The following is a 23,981-nucleotide window of genomic DNA, read 5'->3' as shown; positions in this document are numbered from 1 at the left end:
AGTCTGGCTCCGCTCTGCTGGTACAAATCTCTTAATGAAGCCGGCAATTGACGCAAGCGTGGCGCGGGTCTAAAGGGTCGTTATCCCGTGGTGATTTGGCCGGTCGGCTTGCAGCCACGTTAAACAAGTCGCTAAAGGACCGTCGGGCCGCAAGGCCGCATGGACCGGTTGCGACTTTTTCGCGGCCGGTTTTTTTGTGTTTGGATAGGACGATGACGAGCAAGACGCGCAACTGGAAGCCTCAGACCGCACTCGTGCATGGCGGAACCCTGCGTTCCGGCTTCGGCGAGACTTCCGAGGCGATATACCTGACCCAGGGCTATGTCTATGAAACGGCCCAAGCCGCCGAAGCCCGCTTCAAGGGCGAGGAACCGGGCTTCATCTATTCGCGCTACGCCAATCCGACCGTCGACATGTTCGAGAAGCGCATGTGCGCGCTCGAAGGCGCCGAGGACGCGCGCGCCACCGCGTCCGGCATGGCGGCGGTGACGGCAGCCCTCCTGTGCAGCGTCAAGGCCGGCGATCATATCGTTGCGGCGCGCGCCCTGTTCGGCTCCTGCCGCTGGGTGGTCGAGACGCTGGCGCCGCGCTACGGCATCGAGGCGACGCTGGTCGACGGCACCGACATCGCCAATTGGGAAAAGGCGGTTCGGCCCAACACCAAGCTGTTTTTCCTGGAAAGCCCGACCAACCCGACGCTTGAGGTGGTGGACATCGCCGCCGTCGCTTCGCTTGCCAATTCGATCGGCGCGCGGCTGGTCGTGGACAATGTCTTCGCCACGCCGCTGCAGCAGAAGCCGTTGCAGCTCGGCGCGCATATCGTGGTCTATTCGGCGACCAAGCACATCGATGGCCAGGGCCGATGTCTCGGCGGCGTCATTCTGTCGGACAAGAAGTGGATCGACGAGAACCTGCACGATTATTTCCGCCATACCGGCCCCAGCCTGTCGCCGTTCAATGCCTGGACGCTGCTGAAGGGCCTGGAAACGCTGCCGCTGCGCGTGCGCCAGCAGACGGAGAGCGCCGGCAAGATCGCCGATTTCCTGGCCGAGCAGCCGGAGATCGCCCGCGTGATCTATCCCGGGCGCGCCGACCATCCGCAGGCTGACGTCGTGAAGAAGCAGATGTCGGGCGGCTCCACCCTGATCTGCTTTGACGTCAAGGGCGGCAAGCAGGGTGCCTTCGCCTTGCAGAACGCGCTCGACATCGTCCTGATCTCGAACAATCTCGGTGACGCCAAAAGCCTGATCACCCATCCGGCGACGACGACGCACAAGAACCTCAGCGACGAAGCGCGCGCCGAGCTCGGCATCGGACCCGGCACGCTCAGGCTGTCGGTCGGGTTGGAAGATACCGACGATTTGCTGGACGACATCGCGCAGGCGTTGAAGGCCCGATGAGGACTGGTGGCAGACCGAGGATTACAGGCCTGCCGCTTTGCGCAATGCTTCGTTCATGCGCGTCTGCCAGCCATCACCACCGGCCCTGAAACGGTCGACAACATCGGCGTCGAGGCGCAACTGTACCGCACGTTTGGGTCGCGCAAGCGGCGGTCGGCCAACTTTGCGGCGCGAAGCGGCATCGGTCGGCTGCGCATCCGGATCGGCCTCGGCGGCGGCAGTGATCGCAGCATCTTCCTCGTCGGTCCTCGCGCCAAGCGCCTTTCTGGCGAGCCCCAAAGCATCAGCGCGCGACTGCTTTGGGGGAGTAGCCTCGCGGCGCACGATCGTCTTAGAGGTTTTCGACATAGTCCGTAATCTCCTGTCTCGTTGCCTTGCGTGGCGAAATTACGCGGATCGCATGGCTTCGCTCGACATAGACCATCACATAAACGCCAGCCTCGATCAGACCGATGGCAACAAGACGATCCTCGCCAAAATCCTCGCTGTCATCGAGCCGGATAACGGCATTGGCGAAATCGAAGGACGGAGCGATCGCGAAATCCACGCCATGCTTGGCCCTGTTTGTCTTTGCCTTGTTTTCATCCCACTCGAACAGCATCGCCGTGGGGGCGCTCCATAGGTTATTGTATACACAAAAATAGAGCCTAGTTCAACAATTTTTGTATATACGATAACCTTCCTCGACATCAAGCTGAACCGCCGACATCAAGCGCGGGAGGGCGTCTCTTCGAGCTCGGCCGCCTTGGTGCCGATGGTCATGGCGTTGCCGCGCCAGTCGACGGCCCCGCCCAGCCAACCGCGCATCCAGATCGCCGGCAACATCAGGTCGCGTGCGATCATCGCGGTGACGATGCGCGGCGACAGATACCAGCCCTTTGCCGAGGCGAGCATGCATTCCGGCAGGTAGGCGAGCGCCAGCACGCAAAGCGCTGTCATGGGCAGGCTGACGCCGGCGCTGGCCGCGGCGATCAGCGCCAGCACGAGCGGAGCCGCCACGCCGGTCAGGATCTCGGGCGCGAAGAAGAGCGGAAAGGTGACGCGGCGCAGGCGCGCCCAGCGGGCCTGGCGCGACCAGATCTCGCCCGGCATGCGCTGCCCGAGCGGCTGCTCGAAGGGCGAAGCGACGAGATTGACGCGCAGGCCGAGCCTGTTGACCAGTTTGGTCGACGCGGCATCCTCCGCGATCTCGGCGGCGAGCACACGGATGCCGCCATTGGCGTCGAGCATCTGCTTGTTCCACAACATGCTCTTGCCCTGGGCAAAGCCGAGGCCAAGCGCCTCGCCGGCATATTGCCAGCGCGCCTGCAGCGTGTTGAGAAAGGCGCATTCGACTTCTGCCCAGAAGCCGTCGGGCCGCGAACCGATCGGCGTCGAGCAAACCAGGCCGGTGTCCCGGCGCCATGCCGCCATCAGGTGCTGGACGTAGTCTTTCGGCATCAGCACGTTGGAATCGGCGAGAATGACCCAGTCGTGGCGCGCAGCCTCCCAGCCCTTGACGCAGTTGTTCAGTTTCGGGTTGGCGCTGACGCGGTTGTCGCCGGTGAGCAGGCGGGCCGGCACGGCTGGAAAGCGGGCAATCGCGGCGCGGATCGGCTTGACCGCGGGGTCGTCGGCATGGGCGACACAGAAGATCAGTTCGTAGCGGGGCCAGGCGAGCGAGAAAGCGCGCTCAAGCGTCTCATGGGTAAACGGCTCGACGCCGCGCGCCGGGATGACGATCGACACAGGCAGCGGCTTGCCGGCCGGCGGCGCGATGGCGGCGCGCCGTTTCAGGCGCGAGCAGGCGAGCAGGATGCTGGCGAGATTTGAGGCGATGAGAGCGATCGAAAGCGAGCCGGTTATGAGAGCGAGTTCCATCGATATCCGGTCACTCCAGAAAAACCGGCCCGCTTGGCGGCCGTTTTCGACAGTTCGACAGAGCGCCCGAGTCGCCCGGCATTGCTGGTGCACACCATCATTGTCATGTGTCACTCAAATGACATTGTTTGTCGGCACCTGCCCTTCAGGGACAGCAACTCGGACGCGCACGGTTGATCGAACCGCAAAGAGCGCCGAATGTTCCGCACCGGATTTGTTTTGGAGCCGCTCATGTACCGCGCCGTCACGCGCAACATCGAAGTGCAGGTCAGGCCGTTCTATCTCGGGGACCGCTCGGATCCTACGGAAAACCGCTACGTCTGGGGCTACCAGATAACGATCGACAACCAGTCCGACGAATTCGTGCAGCTGTTATCGCGCTATTGGCACATAACCGACGGCGCCGGCCGGGTCGAGGAAGTGCGAGGCGCCGGCGTGGTCGGCGATCAGCCCGAACTCAATCCCGGCGACAGCTACCAATACACGTCGGGCTGTCCGCTCTCGACGCCGTCGGGGATCATGGTCGGCCACTACACCATGCGCAACGAGCGGGGCGAGACATTCGACATCGCCATCCCCGCCTTCTCACTCGACCTGCCGGGGACAAGGCGGACGGTGAATTAGACCCGGCGAAATCGGCGACAGCGTTGTTCTCCCCGTCACCATACGGCGAGAAATGTCCGGCAGGAATGAGGGGCAGCGCCGCCCGTCATCCGCTCTCGGGCCCCTTCTCCCCGTAGAACGGGGAGAAACAAGAAACCCTACTGAGTCGTAAATTCCGCCGGGTCGAAGTCATATTGCGTCGAACAGAACTCGCAAGCGACGTGGATGCCGCCGTCCTCGGTGCTGTCCTTGATCTCCTGCGCGGAGAAGCCCTCGAGGATGCCGCGGATCTTGTCGCGGGAGCATGAGCACTGATCGGCGACGGGAACGCCGCCGAAGACGCGCACGCCATGCTCGTGGAACAGACGATAGAGCAGCCGCTCTGCGCCGATGGTCGGATCGATCAGTTCGGTCGGCTCGATAGTGCCGAGCAGCGCCAGCAATTCCTGCCAGGAATTGTCTGTGGGATCGTGGATCTCCTCGCGCGGATCGCCATCCCCGCCGGGCAGGTCAGGAACGCGCATGCGCTCGGAGGCCTGCGGCAGGAACTGCGCCAGGATGCCGCCCGCCCGCCACTGCTCGTGCGCGCCGCCGGGGCCGGGCGTCAAAAGCTTGGCGACCGAAAGCCGGAGATCGGTCGGGATCTGCTCCGACTGGCGGAAATAGGTGCGCGCGGCCTCTTCCAGGGTCTCGCCGTCGAGCTGGACGATGCCCTGGTAACGTTGCGTGTGGGCACCTTGGTCGATGGTCAGCGCCAGCACACCGTTGCCGAGCAGCGTCTGCTGCGAGGTCTCGCCGGCCGCAATCAGCGCCTCCAGCCGGTCGACATCGAAGCGCGCATAGGCACGCAGCGCCGAGGGGGTGGAAAAATCCGCGACCAGCATGTCGACAGGCCCGTCGGTGCGGGTCTGCAGGATGAACTTGCCCTCGAACTTGAGCGAGGTGCCGAGCAGCACCGTCAGCACACAGGCTTCCGCCAGCAACCGGGCGACCGGCTCGGGATAATCATGGCGGCCAAGGATCGCATCGAGCATCGGTCCAAGCTGCACGGTGCGGCCGCGCACATCGAGCGGGCCGACCTCGAAGGGCACGACGTGATCATCGCCGGCGTAACCGAATTCGCCGAGTTTGGGGTGATGTTCAGCCACTTGATGGGTTTCCAGCATGACAAAGCTCCAGGGCGCGGCCATGCCGCCCTTTGGGGAGCATGCGTCTAAACGCGCTTGATTTGCGTGATGCCGCGCAGATAGGCATCGCGCCTCCGGAGATCAAGTTCCCCGGCACGTCAAGCGCCAAGACACTTCAAGTCCACTTCAGGCCCCAAGACACCAGGCAAGCACGGCCTTCTGGGCGTGGAGCCGGTTCTCGGCCTCGTCGAAGACCACCGAATGTGGACCGTCGATGACCTCGTCGGTCACTTCCTCGCCGCGATGCGCCGGCAGACAATGCATGAACAGCGCGTCGGGCTTTGCCTTGGCCATCAGCTTGGCGTTGACCTGGTAGGGCGAAAACACATTGTGGCCGCGGGCACGGTGCTCCTGGCCCATCGACACCCAGCAGTCGGTGACGATGCAGTCGGCCTGGTCGACGGCTTCCTCTGGCGAGCGGGTAAAGGAGAGCTTGCCGCCATGCGCCTTTGACCAGTCGACATGCTTCTGCGCCGGCTCGCTGCCTTCGGGCACCGCGACGTTGAGGTTGAAGCGGAACCGCGCCGAGGCTTCCAGCAGCGAATGCAGCACGTTGTTGCCGTCGCCGGTCCAGGCGATGGTCTTGCCGGCGACCGGACCGCGATGCTCCTCGAAGGTCATGATGTCGGCCATCAGCTGGCAAGGATGGGTATCGTCGGTGAGCCCGTTGATCACCGGGATGGTCGCATTCTCGGTCAGCTCCAGCAGCCGCTCATGCGAGGTGGTGCGGATCATGATGGCATCGACATAGCGCGACAGAACCTTGGCGGTGTCGGCGATGGTCTCGGAGCGGCCGAGCTGCATCTCGGTGCCGGTCAGCATGATGGTCTCGCCGCCAAGCTGACGCATGCCGACATCGAAGGAGACGCGCGTGCGCGTCGACGGCTTGTCGAAGATCATCGCCAGCACCTTGCCTTCGAGCGGTTTCGAGCGCTCGCCCGCCTTGAGGCGCGCCTTGCGCTCCACTGCGTCGGTCAGCATGGAGCGCAGGTCGCCTTCGGAAACGGCGGAGAGGTCGGTGAAATGACGAAGTGACATCAGGAGCTTTCGAATTTACTTCGCGGCTTCAGCGGCGATTGCCTCGGTCAGGGCCTTGGCGCCGGCGCGAATGCGCTCCAGCGCTTCATGGATCTCGCTGTCCGTGACGGTGAGCGGCGGCAGCAGGCGAATGACGTTGTCGCCGGCCGGAACCGCGAGCAGATGCTGGTCGCGCAGCGCCATGTTCACCTTGCCGTTGGGCATGGCGCATTTGAGGCCCAGCATCAGCCCCGTGCCCCTGATATCCTCAATGACCTCGGGGAATTCGTCGGCCACCCCTGCCAGCCCTTGCTTCAACAACAGCGCCTTGCGCTGCACATCCGCCAGGAAGCCCTCCTCCAGCACCACGTCGAGCACGGCATTGCCGACCGCCATGGCCAGCGGGTTGCCGCCGAACGTAGTGCCGTGGACGCCCGCGGTCATGCCGACAGCCGCCTCGTCGGTGGCAAGGCAGGCGCCCATCGGGAAGCCACCGCCAATGCCTTTGGCGATGGCCATGATGTCTGGAGCGACCCCCGACCATTCATGCGCGAACAGCTTGCCGGTGCGGCCGATGCCGCACTGGACCTCATCGTAGATCAACAGCAGGCCGTGCTGGTCGCAGAGCTGCCGCAGCCGCTTCAGCGATTGTGTCGGCACCGGGCGGATACCGCCCTCGCCCTGCACCGGTTCGATCAGGATCGCCGCGGTCTCCGGCGTGATCGCTTTTTCGGCGGCGTCGATATCGTCGAAGCCGACCTGGTCGAAACCCTCGACCTTGGGGCCGAAGCCTTCGAGATATTTGTACTGGCCGCCGGCCGCGATGGTCGCCAGCGTGCGGCCATGGAAGGCGCCCTCGAAAGTGATGACGCGGAAACGCTCGGGATGGCCCTTGACGAAATGGTAGCGCCGCGCCGTCTTGATCGCGCATTCCAGCGCCTCGGCGCCCGAATTGGTGAAGAACACCTTGTCGGCGAAGGTGGCGTCGGCCAGCCGCTCGCCGAGCCGGCTCTGCCCCGGGATCTCGTAGAGATTGGAGACGTGCCAGAGCTTGGCAGCCTGTTCAGTGAGCGCCGCGACCAGATGCGGATGGCCGTGGCCCAGCGAATTGACGGCTATGCCGCCGGCAAAGTCGAGATATCGCTCGCCCTTGTCGGTAACCAGCCAAGTGCCTTCCCCATGGTCGAAAGCCAGGGGTGCGCGAGCAAAGGTCTCGAAAAGCGCCGAACCGCTCATTATATGCGTCTCCGGAACCGGAAAATCAAAAAAGCCGCCAAAGCGGCGGCCTTTGCGGCTTATCGGGTTTTTCAGCCATGAAGTCAACGAAAACGTCGCGTAGTGGCGCGCGGCAAGCCTCCCGACGGGACGCCGGCTCATAAGTGAGCTGGCAAGTTGGGGAAAACCGAAAAAACCGATTCGTGTTGCACTTCGGACTCTTGTCACCGAGTCAGCGCATAAGGTAGTTGTAGTCGGGAAATAACTAGATTTCGTGCGGCGGACCTAATCACCAGATATATGTGGTGTCTGCCCCAGCAGTGGTGCTGGGCCGGGAATGGATTCCGATTGCCGTACGCTTAGCAGGAGCGCGGTCATGAATTGGACTGACGAGCGGGTCGAACTCTTGAGAAAACTGTGGTCGGAGGGTCTGAGCGCAAGCCAGATTGCTGCCCAGCTTGGAGGGGTCAGCCGCAATGCCGTCATCGGCAAGGTGCACCGGCTGAAATTGTCGGGCCGCGGGCGCGCCACGGCAGCGCCGGCACGCCAGAAGAAGACGGCGCAAGGGTCGGGCGCGCAGAAATCGGTGTCGCGCCCCGCGAGTGCGACCCGCCACGTCACGACATCGATCGGAGCAACGGCGCTGCAAGCGCAGTTCGATGCCGAGCCGGTGGCCCGCCACTATATTCGGCCGGTCGAGAATGTGGTGGTGCCGATCTCGCGGCATCTCCAACTCACCGAGCTCACCGAGCGCACCTGCAAATGGCCGAACGGCGATCCGCTGTCGGAGGACTTCAATTTCTGCGGCAACGAAGCCGCCGAAACCGGCCCCTATTGTAAATACCATGCCCGCGTGGCGTTCCAGCCGGCAGCGGAGCGGCGGCGGAATAGATAAGGACTAAGGCAGTAGGGCAGTCTGTTTTGAATTTGCGCTCCCGAGCGTTCTCTAAACCTACTGCCCTACTGCCCTACTGCCCTACTGCCCTACTGCCCTACTGCCCTACTGCCCTACTGCCCTACTGCCCTACTGCCCTACTGCCCTACTCTCACAGCCATCCATTCTTGCGAAACCGCCAGTAGAGAAAGCAGCAGATCAGCGCAATCGCCAGCAGCACCATCGGGTAGCCGTATTCCATTTTCAGTTCCGGCATGTCGCTGAAATTCATGCCGTATATTCCCGCGAAGGCTGTCGGCACAGCCAGGATTGCCGCCCATGAGGCGAGCTTTTTGGAGATCGCCGTTTCCTGGCTCTGGCCCACCAGCAGGCTCGCCTCGAAAGCAAAGGCCAGCACTTCGCGTAAGCTGTCGATCTTTTCCTGGACGGTGCGGATATGGTCGGTCACGTCACGAAACAGCGGGTGCATGGCTGAATGGATCTGCGGCAGGTCGGCGCTGGTCAGCCGGCGGCAGACCTCCACCAGCGGCAGTGCGGCATTGCGCAGCCGCAACAGATCGCGACGCAGCATATAAAGGCGTTCGATATCGGGGCCGGTCATCGGCTTCAGCAGGACCCGGTCCTCGATCGCCTCGACCTCATCCTCGATCTGCTCGAGCACCGGCATGTAGTTGTCGACGATGAAATCGAGAATGGCATAGAGGACGAAATCCTCGCCCTTGGCCAGTGAATGCGGGCAGCTTTCCCAGTGCTGGCGCACCACAGCATAGGATGTCGAAGGGCCGTGCCTGACGCTGACGATGTAGCCGCTGCCCACGAACAGATGCGTCTCGCCGAAGGTGACGCGGCCCTCGATCAGCTGCGCGGTGCGGGCGACGATGAACAGCGCATCGCCATATTGCTCGATCTTCGGCCGCTGGTGCGGATGCTCGGCATCCTCGATTGCGAGCTCATGCAGATGAAATTGCGCCTGCACGCGCAGCAGAAGCTCGCGGTCGGGTTCAAGCAGCCCGATCCACACGACGTGTCCCGCTTTCCTGGCCCATGTGCCGGCTTCCTCGATCGGGATGTCGGCGATGCGGCGCCCGGCTGTGTAGACGCTGGAGGCGATGACGGCCGATGTCGGCGGCGCGGGCTTGAAGTCCCGGACATATTCCATCGCAGCCTCCCGAAGCACTGCCTTTGCTGGGAACCAGCAGGCTTGCCTCAGGGATAGTCTAGCGCAATACGACCAAACGTTCGAGAGAAAGTGCGTTCACTTGATCGGCTGCGTTGCGGAAAGGCCGATCTTGTCCGTCTTGTCGCCCTTCGGCCGGTCGGCAGGCATCTGGTCGCCGGTGACGATATAGTAGATCGTCTCGGCAATGTTGGTGGCATGGTCACCGATGCGTTCGATGTTCTTGGCGCAGAACAGCAGATGCGTGCAGGGCGTGATGTTGCGCGGATCTTCCATCATGTAGGTCAGCAATTCGCGAAACAGCGACGTGTACATGGCGTCGATCTGGTCGTCGCGGTCACGTACGAAGCCGATCCTTTCGACCGAGCGCGAGGCGTAGACGTCGAGCACTTCCTTGAGTTGGGTCAACGCCAGGTCGGCCAGGGCTTCGAGGCCGCGGAACAGGCTGGTCGGCTGGCGCCCGTCGGCAACCGCCACCACACGCTTGGCGACATTCTTACCGAGATCGCCGACCCGCTCGAGATCGGCCGAGATGCGGATCGCGCCGACGATCTCGCGCAAGTCCGTCGCCATCGGCTGGCGCCGGGCGATGATGATGATTGCCCTGTCGTCGATTTCGCGCTGGCCTTCGTCGAGGACGGCGTCGTCGCGGATCACCTTCTGGGCAAGGCCGGGATCGGCATTGACCAGGGCGGAGATCGCCTGTTCGACCATGCGTTCGGCATGTCCGCCCATGGCGGCGATGCGCTTCGACAGATCTTTCAGCTCCTCGTCATAGGCGCTGACTATGTGCACGGACTGCATGACCGGATGCCTTCCCACGGATGATCTGACTTTGAGTCGTTTCCTCGAATCCCCGCTGATACGCTAACCGGATGACAGAAAAAAGAAATGGCAGCTTGGAAACTAGGGCGCCTCAGGCCGCCGGCAAATGAACCGAGAAGGCGGCGCCCTTGCCGACTTCGGACTTGATCGAGAGCCTGGCGTTGTGGCGCGTCAGGATATGCTTGACGATCGACAGGCCAAGGCCTGTGCCCTTCTGGGTTCGACTGCTCTCGACGTCGACGCGATAGAAGCGCTCCGTGATGCGCGGAATGTGCTCCTCGGGAATGCCGGGGCCAAAATCCCTGATCGTCACGTCGATGACCGCTTCGCCCTCGGCGTCGCCGCGCTCGATCGACACCACCACGCGGCCGCCCGACTGCCCATATTTGCAGGCGTTTTCCAGAAGGTTCTCGAAGACCTGGAACAGTTCGTCGCGGTCGCCCGGCACGTCGAGAGGGCCGTCGGCGAAATCCCGCTCGATGACGACGCCGTTTTCCCGCGCCAGCGGGGCCAGCGAATCGATGACGCTGTCGACGGTCTGGCGCAGGTCGACCTCGGTCCCCGGCCGCAGATAGGGCTTCATCTCCAGCCGCGACAGCGACAAAAGGTCATCGATCAGGCGTGCCATGCGGCCGGTCTGGTTCTGCATGATCTGCAGGAACTGCTCGCGCGCCGCCGGGTCATTGCGGGCCGGTCCGCGCAGCGTTTCGATGAAACCCGATATCGAGGCGAGCGGCGTGCGCAATTCGTGGCTGGCATTGGCGATGAAATCTGCGCGCATGCGGTCGATGCGGCGCGCTTCGCTCTGGTCCTTGAACACCATCACGTAGAGATCAGTGCCGTGACCGACGGAGGAGGCACTGACCCGGTAAGTCCGCTCGACCGGCAGCCTCTCGGTGTAATCGATGACATCCGACGCGACCTCGCCCGACAGCACGCCGTCCAGAAGAGCCTGCATTTCCGGCGCCCGGAATTTAAGCGACAACGATACGCCAGGCGCGATGCCGCCAAAGGCGGCGAAGGCGGCGGCGTTCGCATGAACGATGGCCGCGGCATGGTCGAAGATGATCAAGGGGTCGACGACGGCCGCCGCCAGATATTCGCCGGACAGGCGTTGCAGGCCGATGGCCTCGATCGCCGCGCCGCTTTCGCCGGGCTGGCGCGTGGCTCCAGCCGGTATCATCGCCGCCACCAGCAGCAAAGCCAGCGCCGGCAGCAGCACATAGGCGGAAATGCCCGCAAAGGCATAAACCGCCATGACCGCGACAAGACCGGCGACCAGCAGCCATCGGCTGTTCCACAGCCGCGCGGCAAGCGCCTGCGCCATGCCCTTCTCATCTGCGCCCTGGTCCGCCATTCGCGCCTGCGCCCCGCTCCCGGTCCGGCAATTTCGCTGGACCGGCCTGGCGCATGACGCCGAAAAATCAGAATCGATTTTCGGAAAGGATCATGCGCAAAATCCAAAAGTGCAGCGCCCTTTGCGTCTGAAGCGGCGCGCGGCACTGCAATGGCTCAATAGCACGAGTCCGTAAGCTGGAAAGGTTCGCCTCGATGAAAAAAGCCAAGGAAAACACCGCCGCGGCGACCCCGGGGCCGCTGAAGCTCAGGATCAACGGCAAGGAGCGGGAGTTCGACATCGAGAATCCGGCACTGCCGGACTGGGTCGAGGAGCGCAAGCTGACCGCGGGTGGCTATCCCTACGACAAGAAGATGAAAAGCGACGAGTATGACGAGACGCTCGAGGCCTTGCAGATCGAGCTGGTCAAGGCGCAGGCGTGGCTGCAGTCGACAGGCAAGCGGATGATGGCGCTGTTCGAGGGCCGCGACGCGGCCGGCAAGGGCGGCACGATTTTCGTCCTGCGCCATTACCTCAATCCGCGCACGGCACGCAACGTAGCGCTGACCAAGCCGACGCCGACCGAGCTGGGGCAATGGTACTACCAGCGTTATGCAGACCACTTCCCGACCGCGGGCGAATTCGTCACGTTCGACCGTTCCTGGTACAACCGCGCCGGCGTCGAACCGGTGATGGGCTTCTGCACGCCCGAACAGCACGAGAGGTTTCTCGACGAGACGCCGCACTTCGAAAGGATGATCGTCAATGACGGCATCCACTTCTTCAAATTCTGGCTGAACATCGGCCGGGAAACGCAGCTCGAGCGATTTCACGATCGCCGCCACAGCCCGCTGAAGAGCTGGAAGTTTTCGCCGATCGACATTGCCGGCATTACCAAGTGGGACGACTACACCAGGGCGCGCGATACCATGTTCGAGCGCACCCACAAGGAATTCGCTCCCTGGATCATCGTGCGTGCCAACGACAAGCGCCGCGCGCGGCTGGCGGTGATGCGGCGCATCCTCCTGTCGCTGCCTTATGACGGCCGCGACCTCGACATCATCGGCAAGGAAGACAAGAAAATCATCGGCGAAGGGCCGTCATTCCTGGCAAAACAGGACTGACGGTGCCTGCGCCACGCGGCACTGGACCGCGTGGCGCAACGCCTTTGGCGCGACGCTCAGGCTGCTAACCGGGCAATCCGCTGCAGCCGCCGCAGCGTGGTGTCGTCCTGCAGCGCCTGCTGGAACAGCGAGATCTCCTGATCGATGCGTTCGCAAAGTTCCGCAGGGTTCCCCTTGAGCAGGCCGCGCGTCTGCAGCAACGCGGCGACCGGCTTCCTGGCGAGCTGCCTTGCCCGGCCGAGGGTTGCCTCCTCGACGCTGCCTTCGGAGACGATCTCGGCGACCAGGCCGAGCGCCCTGGCGTCGTCGGCGCACAGCGTGTCGCCGAGGCAGAAAAAGCGGAAGGCGCCGGCGTAGCCGAGCTTCTGCGGCGCCAGGATGCTGGTCGCGGCATCCGGCACCAGGCCGAAATCGACGAACGGCACCCGGAACGTGCTTTCGGCGGACGCGATCACCATGTCGCAATGGAACAGGATGGTGCAGCCAACGCCGACCGCATCGCCGTCGACACAGGCCAGTATGGGTTTGGGGAACGTCGCCAGCGTGCGGAACATGTCGGTGACGGCGGCGATCAGCTTCTGGTGCTTGGTAGCGTCGAGAAATTCGGAAAAATCGCCGCCGAGGCAGAAGCAGCCCGCCAGACCGCGCAGCACGACGACACGCACATCGTCATTGTCGGCGGCTTCGTGAAATGTCCTGGCCAGGCTTTCATAGGCCCTTCTGTCGAGCACCGGCCGGCCGTCGGTCGACGATACGGTAACGATCAGCGTGTGGTTGCGCAGTTCGGGTTGCGGGTGCGCGTTCATGGCCGTTTCCGATCTCATGACGCCCGCCTTTGCCCGAACATATCGGGATATCCCCTGGCCAGAACGGGAGCGTGGTGATTGCGGCGCGAACGCACCACATCCAGCGTGTGCTCGTTGAAGGTGAGCAGCGTCGCGACGACCTGCTGGTTGCCATAGGTGCGCTGATAGCCCAGCGGCGTGGCCAGGAAATGCAACTGGAGCGCGCGCAGCACCCACATCGGCTCGAACTCGATGATCACCTTGTCGACGCCGCGCTTCAGCCCCCACTCGACGAAGCCGGCAATGAGCTCGGTACCGACGGTCGAGACGCCCCGGCGGCCGTCGCGAAAGCCGGGGGCGACCGCATAACGGGTCAGTTCCCAGATGTTCGGACCCGACGGCGGCGTTCCCACGGAAAGGTCGGTCAGCACCTCCGTTAGCAGATGCGGCCGCGTGGTCGGCAACATCCTCTGGTAGCCCGCGACCTCGTTGCCTCTGATGACGATCTGATGCACCGCTTCGTCATGATCGAACTGGTCGATCTCGAAGCCATCGGGGCGCCGCAGGTCCTCCCACCCCATTTCCTCGACAAAAATCCTGTAGCGCAGCCGATGCACGGCCTCCCACAGATCGGGATGTTCCATCAGTTCTTTTGTTGTAAGGGAAAAAATCATTTGCCGTCTCCTGTTCAAGAGGAAGATACGGCCGTGCCCTCGCAAGAAAATTACGCGATCACGTAGGCAGGAATTTCTAGGCCGACCCGGCCGACCTAACTAATATAGCCGCGCCTTATCGCTTCAGCGACTGCCTGTACGCGGTTGACGGCGCCGAGTTTGCTTTTGGCGTTAAGGAGGTGTTTCTCCGACGTGTGTTCGGAGATGCCGAGGATTTGCGAAATCTCCCATTCGGACTTGCCGACGGCGGCCCATTGCAGGCATTCGCGTTCGCGCGGTGTCAGCTCTACGCTATCGATGGTCTTGCTGGCCTTCGTGTGAAGCTGCATGGCGCGGCCCACCGCATAGGTCGACACCAGCGACACCAGGCCGAACTCGGCGGCGGACAGTTCCACGGCCTCGCCACCCAGTGACACCATGACGATCTGGCCGTCGAGCGTGATCAGCGGGAAGGCCAGCCCGTCGCGCAGCTTGAACACGACGGCGTCGCCCATCACTTCGCCGCTGCTTCTGTCGATGCTAACGCCCTGGGCCGCTTCCCGCCACTGGAACGGCGCCTGCAACTGTTTCATGTGGCTGACGATCGGGTCGTGATCGACATAGTTGCGCGCCACGTAGCGCTCCAGCCATTCGACAGGCCAGTCGCAAAGCAGCACATGCTGCTTCTGCTGGCCGGTCGGGGTGCCCGGCTGCGGAACGGTGCCCGCCATCAGAGCGGTCAGGCCAAAATCCGATGTTATGCCCAACAGCCTCTCGCAAACCGCAGCCGCCGTTCCGGCATGCTGCAGGTGATCTATGTATTCCAGCGTGCGATCGAACTGACCCATCGCAACATCAAACCCCATGTTGCCTCGTTGAAATCGATGATCCGTGCCTTGTTGGCACTTCGCCACCGACCAGGGATTGCAAAGCGTTGCCTTGTGGTTGTGGTTCTCGACCCTGGTCCCCCACCAGGGCAGCCACCGCTGTTTGCAAACCCGCTAAAGCATATCCTGAAATCGACGCGTTGAAATCAAAAAGCATTGTGCCTGTACTATTTTCGTACCAGAACCGATGCGAACACAGGTGCGGCGGAAGTTTATCATGGCGTTCCAGCGGAGGTCTCTCGTCCTTGCGTCGATGCTGATCGCGTCGCTGGCGTTGGGTGAGCGCGCGCGCGCGCCGAGCCGCAGGTGCCGGTGCTGTGGGATGCCAAGGAGCGGCTACCGAAACCGGATCTCTCCGCACTGCCGCGGCTGCGGTTCCTGACCACAACCGATTTCCCGCCCTTCAACTTCCTGGACGCCGCGGGAAAGCTGTCCGGTTTCCACATCGACCTGGCGCGCGCCATCTGCGCCGAGCTCGGCATCGTCGACAAATGTCAGATCCAGGCATTGCCGTGGGCCGAGCTCGAAGGAGCGCTTGAGAAAGGCGAAGGCGAAGCGATCATTGCCGGCATCGCCGCGACGCCGCAGTCACGCCAGACATACGCCTTCTCGCGCTCCTACCTGCAATTTCCGGCGCGCTTCATCATGCCGAAGGGCGAGGCGCTGACCGAGCCGCTGTTCGCCAAGCTGCGCGGCAAGCGTGTCGGCGTGATATCAGGCTCGGCGCATGAGCGCATGCTGCGCGATTATTTCAACACCGTTCAGGTCGTCACCTTCGACAGGCCGGAAGACCTCTACGCCAACCTCAAGGCCGGCAAGATCGATGCCGCCTTCGGCGATGGCATGCGTTTCGCCTTTTGGCTGGGCGGTTCGGATGCGGCCGGCTGCTGCCGCTTTGCCGGCGGACCTTATCTGGCGCCGGAATATCTGGGTTCGGGCATGGCCATCGCCGCCCGATCCGATGACCCGGCGCTGGCCGCCGCTCTCGACTACGCGCTGCAGGAGATTTCGCTGAAAGGCACGTTCGCCGAGTTCTACCTGCGCTATTTCCCGGTCAGTTTCTTCTGATCCGGTCCCGGTCAGCTTTCTGATCCGGTCCCGATCAGTTTCTTCCGGTCGGGTTGAGTGTCGCCGCTCAGGTCAGCGTGCGCAGGCGCGCCTTGGCCGCACGCGCGATCGCCGCGACGGTCAGCGTGTCGAGATCGAGCTTGAGGCGAATGAGTTGGAGCACCCGCACCTCCTCCATCCGCATTTCGAGATCGACGGCCGCGACCTCGAAGGCGGCCGCATAGGCGGTGTCGCGCAGGCGCTCCGGCAGGGCCTCGGCCACGCTTGCCAGGACACCCTCCAGCCCTCCCTTTTCATGCAGCTTCTTCTGGCAGGCCTGGGCGACGCCAACCAGGCGGTCGTGGTCGAAATCCTCGAACACCGGCCATGAGCGGACGACCTCGCCGATCCGCGCCAGCTCGACATCCGTCATGTCGCGGTCGGAGGCGGAGGTGATGACCATCAGGTAGATCAGCGCTTCATGCGGGGTCGGCATTCAACAACTCCTCGATACGGGCTGCGAAGGTAGGAACGCGTTCCCTGCGCTGCAAGGAAAAAGCGCCGCGCTCGTTGACGCTCCGGTCAGGCGCGCATAGAGACCGGTTGAAAATCCTCACTTGCGGCTTTGCCGGCGTCTAATTTGGAAAACAGTGACATGGCGGGATCAAACATCATCGATCTCAATCCCGAAGTGCTGACGGCGGCGGCCGAAAGCAAGGCGTGGCCGTTCGAGGAAGCCCGCAAGATCATCGAGCGCTACAAGGGCCGCGAACTCCCGCAAACGGTGCTGTTCGAAACCGGATATGGCCCGTCCGGCCTGCCGCATATCGGCACGTTCGGCGAGGTGGCGCGCACGTCGATGGTGCGGCATGCCTTCCGCGTCATCACGCAGGACAAGGTCGCCACCAAGCTGCTGTGCTTTTCCGACGACATGGACGGCATGCGCAAGATACCCGACAGCGTGCCGGATCGCGCGGCGATGGAGCCGCACCTGCACAAGCCGCTGTCTTCGGTGCCCAACCCTTTCGGCGGCGATTATGCGAGTTTCGCCGACCACAACAACGCGATGCTCTGCCGCTTCCTCGACACGTTCGGCTTCGACTACGAGTTCGCCAGCGCGACGCAGTACTACAAGACCGGCCGCTTCGACGCGATGCTGTTGCGCGCGGCCGAACGCTACGACCAGATCATGGCGGTGATGCTGCCGACGCTGGGCGAGGAGCGGCAGGCGACCTACAGTCCGTTCCTGCCGATCTCGCCGAAGAGCGGCCGCGTGCTCTACGTTCCCATGAAGCACGTCGATGCCAGGGCGGGCACCATCACCTTCGACGATGACGGTACCGAGACCACGCTTCCGGTTACCGGCGGCAAGGTGAAGCTTGCAGTGGAAGCCCGATTTCGGCATGCGCTGGGCGGCCCTTGGCGTCGATTTCGAGATGTTCGGCAAGGACCATCAGACCAATGCGGTGGTCTATGACCGCATCTGCAACATCCTCGGCGGGCACGCGCCGGAGCATTTCGTCTACGAGCTGTTCCTGGACGAGAACGGCCAGAAGATCTCCAAATCCAAGGGCAATGGTCTGACCATCGACGAATGGCTGACCTACGCGCCGACGGAGAGCCTGGGGCTCTATATGTACCAGCGGCCGCGACAGGCCAAGAAGCTCTATTTCGACGTCATCCCGCGGGCCGTGGACGAATATTACACCTTCCTTGCAGCCTATCGGAGGCAGGACTGGAAGGAACGGCTGGGCAACCCGGTCTGGCACATGCACGACGGCAATCCGCCCGCCATCGACATGCCCGTGCCGTTCTCGCTGCTGCTCAACCTGGTCAGCGCCTCCAATGCGCAGAACAAGGACGTGCTGTGGGGCTTCATCTCGCGCCATGTGCGGGGCGTGACGCCGGCGACCCACCCTGAGCTCGACAGGCTGACGGGTTATGCGATCCGCTATTTCGACGATTTCGTGAAGCCGACGAAGACCTTCCGCGCGCCCGACGACGTCGAGCGGGAGGCGCTGGAAGCGTTGGATCAGGCGCTCGGCGCCCTGCCGGCGGGCTCGGACGGCGAGGCGATCCAGAACGCCGCGCTCAACATCGCCCGCAAGGTGGAACGCTATCAGGATCATTCCAAGAAGAGCCCCGAAGGTGGTCCGGGCGTTTCGGGCGCCTTCTTCCAGATGATCTACCAGGTGCTGATCGGGCAGGAGCGCGGACCGCGCTTCGGCTCGTTCGCGGCACTCTACGGCATCGCCGAGACGCGCGGGCTCATTCAGAAGGCGTTGGCTGGTCAGCTGGCTTGAGAATGCCGCCGACCTCTTCCAAGATCGAGCCCGGCGCTTGCGGCGCCGGGGCGCGGGCGGCCGGCATCGAAGGCACGCCTGAAAGGCTTGGCGCCGATCCGAAAATGCCTTTCCTTTCGCTGCGCGCTTTTTCCCCGACTTCGACGTAAGGGCCGCCTTTGGCGGCGCGCGCCCAGCCGTTCTCGACCAGCCATCGGCCGACATCCTGCTTGCCGATCCGGCAGTCGGCGGCGATCAGGTCGCGGCCGCCTTCCGGCGGCACGGCGCAGACCACCGCCCGGCCGCGCAGGAAGGCGCGGAACGCCGTGCGCGCGCGGACGCCGCAGGGCCAGGATTTACCGTCCGAGGTGCAGGTCTCGTCCTGCCCGACAATGTCGACGCCGGAAACCGCGACAGAATAGCCCTTCGCCTCGATCAGTCCGGCGGCGGGCGCGACCGGCTGGAACAGCTTCGTCCCTTTCCAGTCGTCCGGCATTTTCGGCTTGGGCGGCATGGCCAGCGCCAGCTTGCTCAACGGCGCGCGCGGCTCCACCCGCTCCAGCTCCTTGCTGGGAAGCTCCGGCGGCGCCACGACTTGGGGATCGATCGCACGCGAGTGCGGGCTAGCGGCGGGGGGCGGCGGAGCGGCAATGGCCGATGTGGCCGGCTCCTCCGGCACACCGTCGGTGCCTGGCTGAGAGACCGTATCGGCGCTCGGATCGATCTGTTCCACCGCGACGGTAGCTTCGCCGCTCTTCAGCGCGCGGCCGCCGGCGACTACCAGCGCGGCCATCACCGGGATCATCAGAACCGCAAGGACAAGATGAGGAAGCCGCACCCGCCCGCACCCTATTGGCTTGCCCAGACGATCCGCGCCACCCATTCAACCTCGCGCATGGGAATGTCGCGGTCGGGATGATCGGGATTGAGCGAAACCAGTGCGATCGACCTGGCGGTCTGGCGATCGAGCACCTTGGCCATCACCTCGCCGCCCGTCGTCTTGACGACGACGCGATCGCCCTTGCGGATGAGGGCTGCCGGCTCGACGATGAGCACGTCGCCATTGCGGTAGAGCGGCAGCATTGAATCGCCTTGCACCTGAAGCGCATAGGAACTCTCGGTCGATTGCGCCGGCAGTTCCACCAGATCCCAGCCTTGACCGGCCGGGAAGCCGGCATCGTCGAAAAACCCGCCGGCGCCGGCCTGGGCAAAGCCGAGCAACGGAACGGCACGCCCGCGGGCGGGCATCGCGCCGTGGGCGGCCCGACCTTCTATCAGCCCGGTGAATTCGTCGAGCGAAGCGCCCGTCGCCTCGATGATCTTGGCCAGCGATTCGGTCGAGGGCCAGCGCGGCCTGCCGTCCGACGACAGTCGCTTCGACTTGTTGAAGGCAGTCGAATCAAGGCCGGCCCGCTTCGCCAGGCCGGAAGCCGAGAGCGAATACCGCTCGGCCAGAGCGTCGATGGCGGCCCAAACACGGTCATGCGAGAGCAATTCCGCTCTCCTTGCAAAAAGGAAAAAATGCCTTTCCTTTCTAGTCTTCGAATGAAGGTTTGTCCACCGGTTGTGCCATGGCACTACATCTTCCTGCTGGCCGCGCCAATTCCGGTTTCCGGGTCAACCGATCCGCTTGGCCTGCTCCCGCAGGTTCCGGTGCGAGGCCATGAACGCCCGCTCGGCTTCGCTGGGCGGACGCGGCTGGGCGGAGCGGCCAAGCGCGGCGACAACCTCGTCAATATCGAGAAAGCGCCGGGCGGCGCGGTCGTAGACGCCGGCTGTCGTCATGATCAATGCGGCGGTCTCGCCATTGTCGAGGACGAAACGGTGCTTGCCGATGACCTGGCTGCCTTCCCAGGTCTCGATCGAAGACACCACTTCGAAACGCCGCCACAGTTTGATCTCACGCACATAGGCCGATTGCAGCCCGCCGATCATCGGCGCCCAGCCATTCGTTCTCGCCAGCGTGATGAGGCCGGCGCGGATGAAGATATCGATGCGGCCAAGGTCCGCCAGCATCATATAGCGGGCATTGTTGAGATGGCGGTTGAAATCGATGTCCGTCGGCAGGCAGCGAAAGGCCAACCGGCTTTCATCACCCATCTGGTAAGAGCCACGGCTGCGCGCCGTGGCCATCATTCGCGCAAGGCGCCCCAGACATACATTACGGCGCGGCGCGTCTTTTTCGGACGCGCAAGGGACGCCACGACACCTTTGATTCCGGCCACGCTCAGGCCGCCTGCTTCACGTCGCCCTTCGCGTAGGGGTCGAAGCGCTGGTAGAAAGTCTCGCCCTTTTCGGCCATGTCGAGCAGCAGCCTGGGCACCTTGAACTCGGCGCCGTATTTCTTCTGCAAGCTCTTTGCGATCTTGACGAACTGCCCGGCGCCGATGCCGTCGATGTAGGACAGCGCGCCGCCCGTATAGGGCGCGAAGCCGAAGGCCAGGATCGAGCCGACATCGGCCTCGCGAGGATCGGTGACGATGCCCTCCTCCATCACCCGAGCCGCTTCCAACGCGATGGTGACCAGCAGGCGCTGCTGCAATTCCGCATAGTCGACCTTCTCCGGCTTGAGCTGCGGATAGAGCTCCTTAAGGCCCGGCCACAGCTTCTTCTTGGCCGGCTTGGCCGGATAGTCGTAGAAGCCCTTGCCGTTCTTGCGGCCGAAGCGGCCGTGGTCGTCGGCCATGGTGTTGATCAGCGCCATCTGCTTCGGGTCGACCGCCTTGTCGCCGAGATCCCTGATGGTCTGCTTCATGATCTTCTGGGCGAGGTCGATGGCCGTCTCGTCGGTCAGCGCCAGCGGGCCGACCGGCATGCCGGCGGCCTTGGCGGCGTTCTCGATCATCGGTGCCGGAACGCCCTCGATCAACATCTTGTAGGCTTCCGACATATAGCGCAGGACGCAGCGGTTGACGTAGAAACCGCGCGTATCGTTGACGACGATCGGCGTTTTCTTGATGGCGCGCACGAAGTCGATCGCGGTGGCCAGCGCCTTGTCACCGGTCTTCTTGCCAAGGATGATTTCGACCAGCATCATCCTGTCGACCGGCGAGAAGAAATGGATGCCGATGAAATTCTTCGGCCGCGCCGAATTCTTGGCCAGGGCGGTGATCGGAATGGTCGAGGTGTTCGACGCGAAGATCGCCGACGACTTCAGCACCGCTTCCGCCTGTTCGGTGGCGCTTTTCTTCACCGCGGAATCCTCGAACACCGCCTCGACCACGAGATCGCAGCCGGCAAGGTCGGCATAGTCCGATGTCGGCGTGATCAGCGACAGGAGCCTGTCCTTGTCCTCGGGCTTGGCACGCCCCTTCTTCACCTGATCCGAGATCAGACCATCCGAATGGGCCTTGCCCTTCTCGGCGGACTCCATGTCGCGGTCGAGCAGCACCACCGGGATGCGGGCTTTGGCCGTGACATAGGCGATACCGGCGCCCATGAAGCCCGCGCCGAGAATACCGATCTTCTTGAACCTGGTTTCCGGCACGCCGGCCGGGCGGCGCGCGCCCTTGTTGAGTTCCTGCAACGACACGAACAGCGAGCGGATCATCGCCGCCGCTTCCTTGGTCTGCATGATCTCCGTGAAATAGCGCTGTTCGATCCTGAGGGCGGTGTCGAACGGCACCAGCAGGCCCTCATAGACGCATTTCAGGATCGCCGCGGCGGCCGGATAATTGCCATAGGTCTCGCGGCGCAGGATGGCGATGGCCGGCGGCCACAGATTAGCGCCCGCCGCCGAATAGACCGGGCCGCCGGGCAGCTTGAATCCCTTCTCGTCCCACGGCGCTACCGGCTTGAGGCCGTTCCTGATCATGGCCTTCGCAGTCTCGACCAGCTTGGCCGGCTCGGCGACCTCGTGGATCAGGCCCATCGCCTTCGCCTTCTGCGGCGACAGGTTCTGGCCGGAGGTCAGCATTTGCAGCGCCTGCTGCTGGTCGGTGAGACGCGGCACCCGCTGGGTGCCGCCGGCGCCCGGGAAAATACCGATCTTCACCTCGGGGAGCGCCATCTTCACCTTGTCGGAATCGGCGGCGACGCGGCCATGGCAGGCCAGCGACATTTCGAATGCACCGCCCATGCAGGTGCCGTTGATTGCCGAAACCCACGGCTTGCCCGATGTTTCCAGCTTCCGGAACAGACCGGTCATGGTGCCGGCGTTTTCGAACAGCGCCCTGGTCGCCTTTTCGAGATCCTTGCCCTTTTCAGCCGCGAAGGTCGTCAGCATCTTCTGGAGCATGGTGATGTCGGCGCCGCCTGAGAACGTATCCTTGCCGGAGGTGATGACCGCGCCCTTGATGGCGGCGTCGCCCGCCACCTTGTCGACAATGGCGTTCAGCTCGCGCATCACCTCCTCGGTGAAGACGTTCATCGAGCGGTCCGGCATGTTCCATGTGACCAGTGCAATGCCGTCGGCGTCGGTGTCGAGGGTGAAATTGGTGTAGCTCATCGTTTCTCTCCCCGTCAGACGCGTTCGATGATGGTTGCGGTGCCCATGCCGGCGCCGATGCACAGCGTCACCAGCGCGGTGTTCAAATCGCGGCGCTCGAGCTCGTCCAGCACGGTGCCGAAGATCATCGCGCCGGTGGCGCCCAGCGGATGGCCCATGGCGATGGCGCCGCCATTGACGTTAATCCTGTCGTGCTCGATATCGAAGGCCTGCATGTAGCGCAGCACCACGGAGGCGAAGGCCTCGTTGAGCTCGAACAGATCGATGTCCGACAGCTTCATCTTGGCGCGCTTCAACAGCTTCTCGGTGACGTCAACGGGGCCGGTCAACATCAGCACCGGCTCGGAGCCGATGTTGGCGAAGGCGCGGATGCGGGCGCGCGGTTTCAGGCCCATGGCCTTGCCGGCCCGCTTCGAGCCCAGCAGCACGGCCGCCGCGCCGTCGACGATGCCCGACGAATTGCCGGCATGGTGGACGTGATTGACCTCCTCCACTTCCGGATGCTTCTGCACCGCCACGGCGTCGAAGCCGCCCATTTCGCCGGGCATGACGAAGGAGGGATTGAGCGAGGCCAGCGACTGCATGTCGGTCGATGGGCGCATATGCTCGTCATGGTCGAGGATGGTGAGACCATTCTGGTCCTTAATCGGGATCACCGAATTCCTGAAGCGGCCATCGGCCCAGGATTTTGCCGCGCGCTTCTGGCTCTCGACGGCGTAGGCGTCAACATCGTCCCGGCTGAAGCCGTATTTTGTGGCGATCAGGTCGGCCGAAATACCTTGCGGCACGAACCAGCCGGGCAGGCCGACCGAAGGGTCCATGAACCAGGCGCCACCCGAGGCGCCCATGCCGACGCGCGACATCGATTCGACACCGCCGGCAATGACGATCTCATCGGCGCCCTGGGCTATCTTGGCGGCGCCGAAATTGATGGCGTCGAGGCCGGAGGCGCAGAAGCGCGAGATCTGCATGCCGGGCGCCGAGGTCGCGTAGCCGGCCTCGAAGGCCGCGGCGCGCGGAATGACCGACCCCGCCTCGCCGACCGGGTCGACACAACCGAAGATGATGTCGTCGACAGTTGCAGTGTCGAGCCCGTTGCGGTCGCGCAGCGCCTCCAGCGTCCTGGCGGCGAGCCGCACTGCCGGCACTTCGTGCAGCGAGCCATCCTTCTTGCCCCTGCCGCGCGGCGTGCGAACGGCGTCATAGACGTAAGCTTCGGCCATTTTCCTGCTCCTTGGGTT

General features: G+C 63.6%; 22 protein-coding genes, 2 pseudogenes and 1 riboswitch. Of the genes and pseudogenes, 6 read left to right on the top strand and 18 right to left on the bottom strand.

Annotated features, from left to right (window positions below; genetic code table 11):
* Window positions 1–77: 77 nt before the first annotated feature.
* Window positions 78–155, top strand: a riboswitch (SAM riboswitch).
* A gap of 57 nt (window positions 156–212) precedes the next feature.
* The gene (locus ACIU1A_RS32040; RefSeq protein WP_140513257.1) at window positions 213–1,400 is read left to right on the top strand and encodes an O-succinylhomoserine sulfhydrylase; all 1,188 of its coding nucleotides are present in this window, start codon (window positions 213–215) and stop codon (window positions 1,398–1,400) included.
* 21 nt (window positions 1,401–1,421) lie between these two features.
* On the opposite strand, the gene ACIU1A_RS32035 is transcribed toward ACIU1A_RS32040, so the two are convergent.
* From ACIU1A_RS32035 to ACIU1A_RS32025, 3 genes are all read right to left on the bottom strand, one after another.
* On the bottom strand, window positions 1,422–1,748 hold the full coding sequence (locus ACIU1A_RS32035) for a BrnA antitoxin family protein (protein WP_140496628.1): 327 nt from the start codon (window positions 1,746–1,748) through the stop codon (window positions 1,422–1,424).
* Window positions 1,732–2,001 (bottom strand): BrnT family toxin, encoded by a 270-nt coding sequence (locus ACIU1A_RS32030; protein ID WP_140564808.1) that lies wholly within the window; start codon window positions 1,999–2,001, stop codon window positions 1,732–1,734. The genes ACIU1A_RS32035 and ACIU1A_RS32030 overlap by 17 nt, the downstream gene beginning before the upstream one ends.
* Before the next feature lie 107 nt (window positions 2,002–2,108).
* Window positions 2,109–3,260, bottom strand: coding sequence for a ceramide glucosyltransferase (locus ACIU1A_RS32025; RefSeq protein ID WP_404926166.1), 1,152 nt, complete (start codon window positions 3,258–3,260; stop codon window positions 2,109–2,111).
* Between the two features lie 231 nt (window positions 3,261–3,491).
* Between ACIU1A_RS32025 and apaG the strand changes: the two genes are divergently transcribed.
* The gene (apaG, locus tag ACIU1A_RS32020; protein WP_404926165.1) at window positions 3,492–3,884 is read left to right on the top strand and encodes a Co2+/Mg2+ efflux protein ApaG; all 393 of its coding nucleotides are present in this window, start codon (window positions 3,492–3,494) and stop codon (window positions 3,882–3,884) included.
* A gap of 137 nt (window positions 3,885–4,021) precedes the next feature.
* On the opposite strand, the gene ACIU1A_RS32015 is transcribed toward apaG, so the two are convergent.
* From ACIU1A_RS32015 to ACIU1A_RS32005, 3 genes are all read right to left on the bottom strand, one after another.
* A complete protein-coding gene (locus tag ACIU1A_RS32015; protein WP_404926164.1) occupies window positions 4,022–5,053 on the bottom strand; it encodes an Hsp33 family molecular chaperone in 1,032 nt (343 codons plus the stop codon).
* Window positions 5,054–5,176: 123 nt separating this feature from the next.
* Window positions 5,177–6,088, bottom strand: a complete 912-nt coding sequence (gene argF / locus ACIU1A_RS32010; protein WP_140496638.1) for an ornithine carbamoyltransferase — start codon at window positions 6,086–6,088, stop codon at window positions 5,177–5,179.
* 15 nt (window positions 6,089–6,103) lie between these two features.
* The gene (locus tag ACIU1A_RS32005) at window positions 6,104–7,303 is read right to left on the bottom strand and encodes an aspartate aminotransferase family protein (RefSeq protein ID WP_140496640.1); all 1,200 of its coding nucleotides are present in this window, start codon (window positions 7,301–7,303) and stop codon (window positions 6,104–6,106) included.
* Between the two features lie 355 nt (window positions 7,304–7,658).
* Here ACIU1A_RS32005 and ACIU1A_RS32000 point away from each other — a divergent pair, with 355 nt between their 5' ends.
* Window positions 7,659–8,177 (top strand): GcrA family cell cycle regulator, encoded by a 519-nt coding sequence (locus ACIU1A_RS32000; protein WP_140496642.1) that lies wholly within the window; start codon window positions 7,659–7,661, stop codon window positions 8,175–8,177.
* Between the two features lie 151 nt (window positions 8,178–8,328).
* Here the strand turns inward: ACIU1A_RS32000 and ACIU1A_RS31995 are convergent, their stop codons facing one another.
* The 3 genes from ACIU1A_RS31995 to ACIU1A_RS31985 form a co-directional block, all read right to left on the bottom strand.
* Window positions 8,329–9,336 (bottom strand): magnesium and cobalt transport protein CorA, encoded by a 1,008-nt coding sequence (locus tag ACIU1A_RS31995; protein ID WP_140629542.1) that lies wholly within the window; start codon window positions 9,334–9,336, stop codon window positions 8,329–8,331.
* 96 nt (window positions 9,337–9,432) lie between these two features.
* Window positions 9,433–10,158 (bottom strand): phosphate signaling complex protein PhoU, encoded by a 726-nt coding sequence (gene phoU, locus ACIU1A_RS31990; RefSeq protein WP_140496645.1) that lies wholly within the window; start codon window positions 10,156–10,158, stop codon window positions 9,433–9,435.
* 112 nt (window positions 10,159–10,270) lie between these two features.
* The gene (locus tag ACIU1A_RS31985) at window positions 10,271–11,536 is read right to left on the bottom strand and encodes an ATP-binding protein (protein ID WP_404926163.1); all 1,266 of its coding nucleotides are present in this window, start codon (window positions 11,534–11,536) and stop codon (window positions 10,271–10,273) included.
* A gap of 194 nt (window positions 11,537–11,730) precedes the next feature.
* Between ACIU1A_RS31985 and ppk2 the strand changes: the two genes are divergently transcribed.
* Window positions 11,731–12,639, top strand: coding sequence for a polyphosphate kinase 2 (ppk2, locus tag ACIU1A_RS31980; protein ID WP_404926162.1), 909 nt, complete (start codon window positions 11,731–11,733; stop codon window positions 12,637–12,639).
* A gap of 56 nt (window positions 12,640–12,695) precedes the next feature.
* Here the strand turns inward: ppk2 and ACIU1A_RS31975 are convergent, their stop codons facing one another.
* The 3 genes from ACIU1A_RS31975 to ACIU1A_RS31965 all read right to left on the bottom strand — a co-directional run bounded on the left by ACIU1A_RS31975 (window position 12,696) and on the right by ACIU1A_RS31965 (window position 14,943).
* A complete protein-coding gene (locus ACIU1A_RS31975) occupies window positions 12,696–13,463 on the bottom strand; it encodes an enoyl-CoA hydratase-related protein (RefSeq protein ID WP_224680799.1) in 768 nt (255 codons plus the stop codon).
* A complete protein-coding gene (locus ACIU1A_RS31970; protein WP_140629547.1) occupies window positions 13,460–14,098 on the bottom strand; it encodes an acyl-homoserine-lactone synthase in 639 nt (212 codons plus the stop codon). The genes ACIU1A_RS31975 and ACIU1A_RS31970 overlap by 4 nt, the downstream gene beginning before the upstream one ends.
* Window positions 14,099–14,193: 95 nt before the next feature.
* A complete protein-coding gene (locus ACIU1A_RS31965; RefSeq protein ID WP_246673029.1) occupies window positions 14,194–14,943 on the bottom strand; it encodes a LuxR family transcriptional regulator in 750 nt (249 codons plus the stop codon).
* Window positions 14,944–15,270: 327 nt separating this feature from the next.
* Here ACIU1A_RS31965 and ACIU1A_RS31960 point away from each other — a divergent pair, with 327 nt between their 5' ends.
* Window positions 15,271–16,032, top strand: coding sequence for a transporter substrate-binding domain-containing protein (locus ACIU1A_RS31960; protein WP_404926161.1), 762 nt, complete (start codon window positions 15,271–15,273; stop codon window positions 16,030–16,032).
* Window positions 16,033–16,099: 67 nt separating this feature from the next.
* Here the strand turns inward: ACIU1A_RS31960 and ACIU1A_RS31955 are convergent, their stop codons facing one another.
* Entirely contained in the window at window positions 16,100–16,507 is a 408-nt protein-coding gene (locus ACIU1A_RS31955) for a tellurite resistance TerB family protein (protein ID WP_140496659.1), read from the bottom strand.
* Window positions 16,508–16,666: 159 nt separating this feature from the next.
* Here ACIU1A_RS31955 and ACIU1A_RS31950 point away from each other — a divergent pair.
* A pseudogene (locus ACIU1A_RS31950) lies at window positions 16,667–18,314 on the top strand (lysine--tRNA ligase).
* Here the strand turns inward: ACIU1A_RS31950 and ACIU1A_RS31945 are convergent.
* The 5 genes and pseudogenes from ACIU1A_RS31945 to ACIU1A_RS31925 form a co-directional block, all read right to left on the bottom strand.
* Window positions 18,280–19,131, bottom strand: coding sequence for a thermonuclease family protein (locus ACIU1A_RS31945; RefSeq protein ID WP_404926160.1), 852 nt, complete (start codon window positions 19,129–19,131; stop codon window positions 18,280–18,282). The pseudogene ACIU1A_RS31950 and the gene ACIU1A_RS31945 overlap by 35 nt on opposite strands.
* 11 nt (window positions 19,132–19,142) lie before the next feature.
* Window positions 19,143–19,787, bottom strand: coding sequence for a helix-turn-helix transcriptional regulator (locus ACIU1A_RS31940; RefSeq protein ID WP_404926159.1), 645 nt, complete (start codon window positions 19,785–19,787; stop codon window positions 19,143–19,145).
* Between the two features lie 123 nt (window positions 19,788–19,910).
* Window positions 19,911–20,455: pseudogene (locus ACIU1A_RS31935) on the bottom strand (thioesterase family protein).
* A 65-nt stretch (window positions 20,456–20,520) separates the two neighbouring features.
* On the bottom strand, window positions 20,521–22,740 hold the full coding sequence (locus tag ACIU1A_RS31930) for a 3-hydroxyacyl-CoA dehydrogenase NAD-binding domain-containing protein (RefSeq protein ID WP_404926158.1): 2,220 nt from the start codon (window positions 22,738–22,740) through the stop codon (window positions 20,521–20,523).
* Window positions 22,741–22,754: 14 nt separating this feature from the next.
* Window positions 22,755–23,963: an acetyl-CoA C-acetyltransferase gene (locus ACIU1A_RS31925; protein ID WP_140557624.1), complete on the bottom strand. Its 1,209-nt coding sequence runs from the start codon at window positions 23,961–23,963 to the stop codon at window positions 22,755–22,757.
* Window positions 23,964–23,981 lie beyond the last annotated feature (18 nt).

The sequence above is a fragment of the Mesorhizobium maamorense genome (assembly GCF_044998965.1).
Lineage (GTDB): Bacteria > Pseudomonadota > Alphaproteobacteria > Rhizobiales > Rhizobiaceae > Mesorhizobium.
The sequence above is the reverse complement of the archived record's forward strand: the minus strand, read 5'-3'. Positions and strand labels throughout refer to the sequence as shown.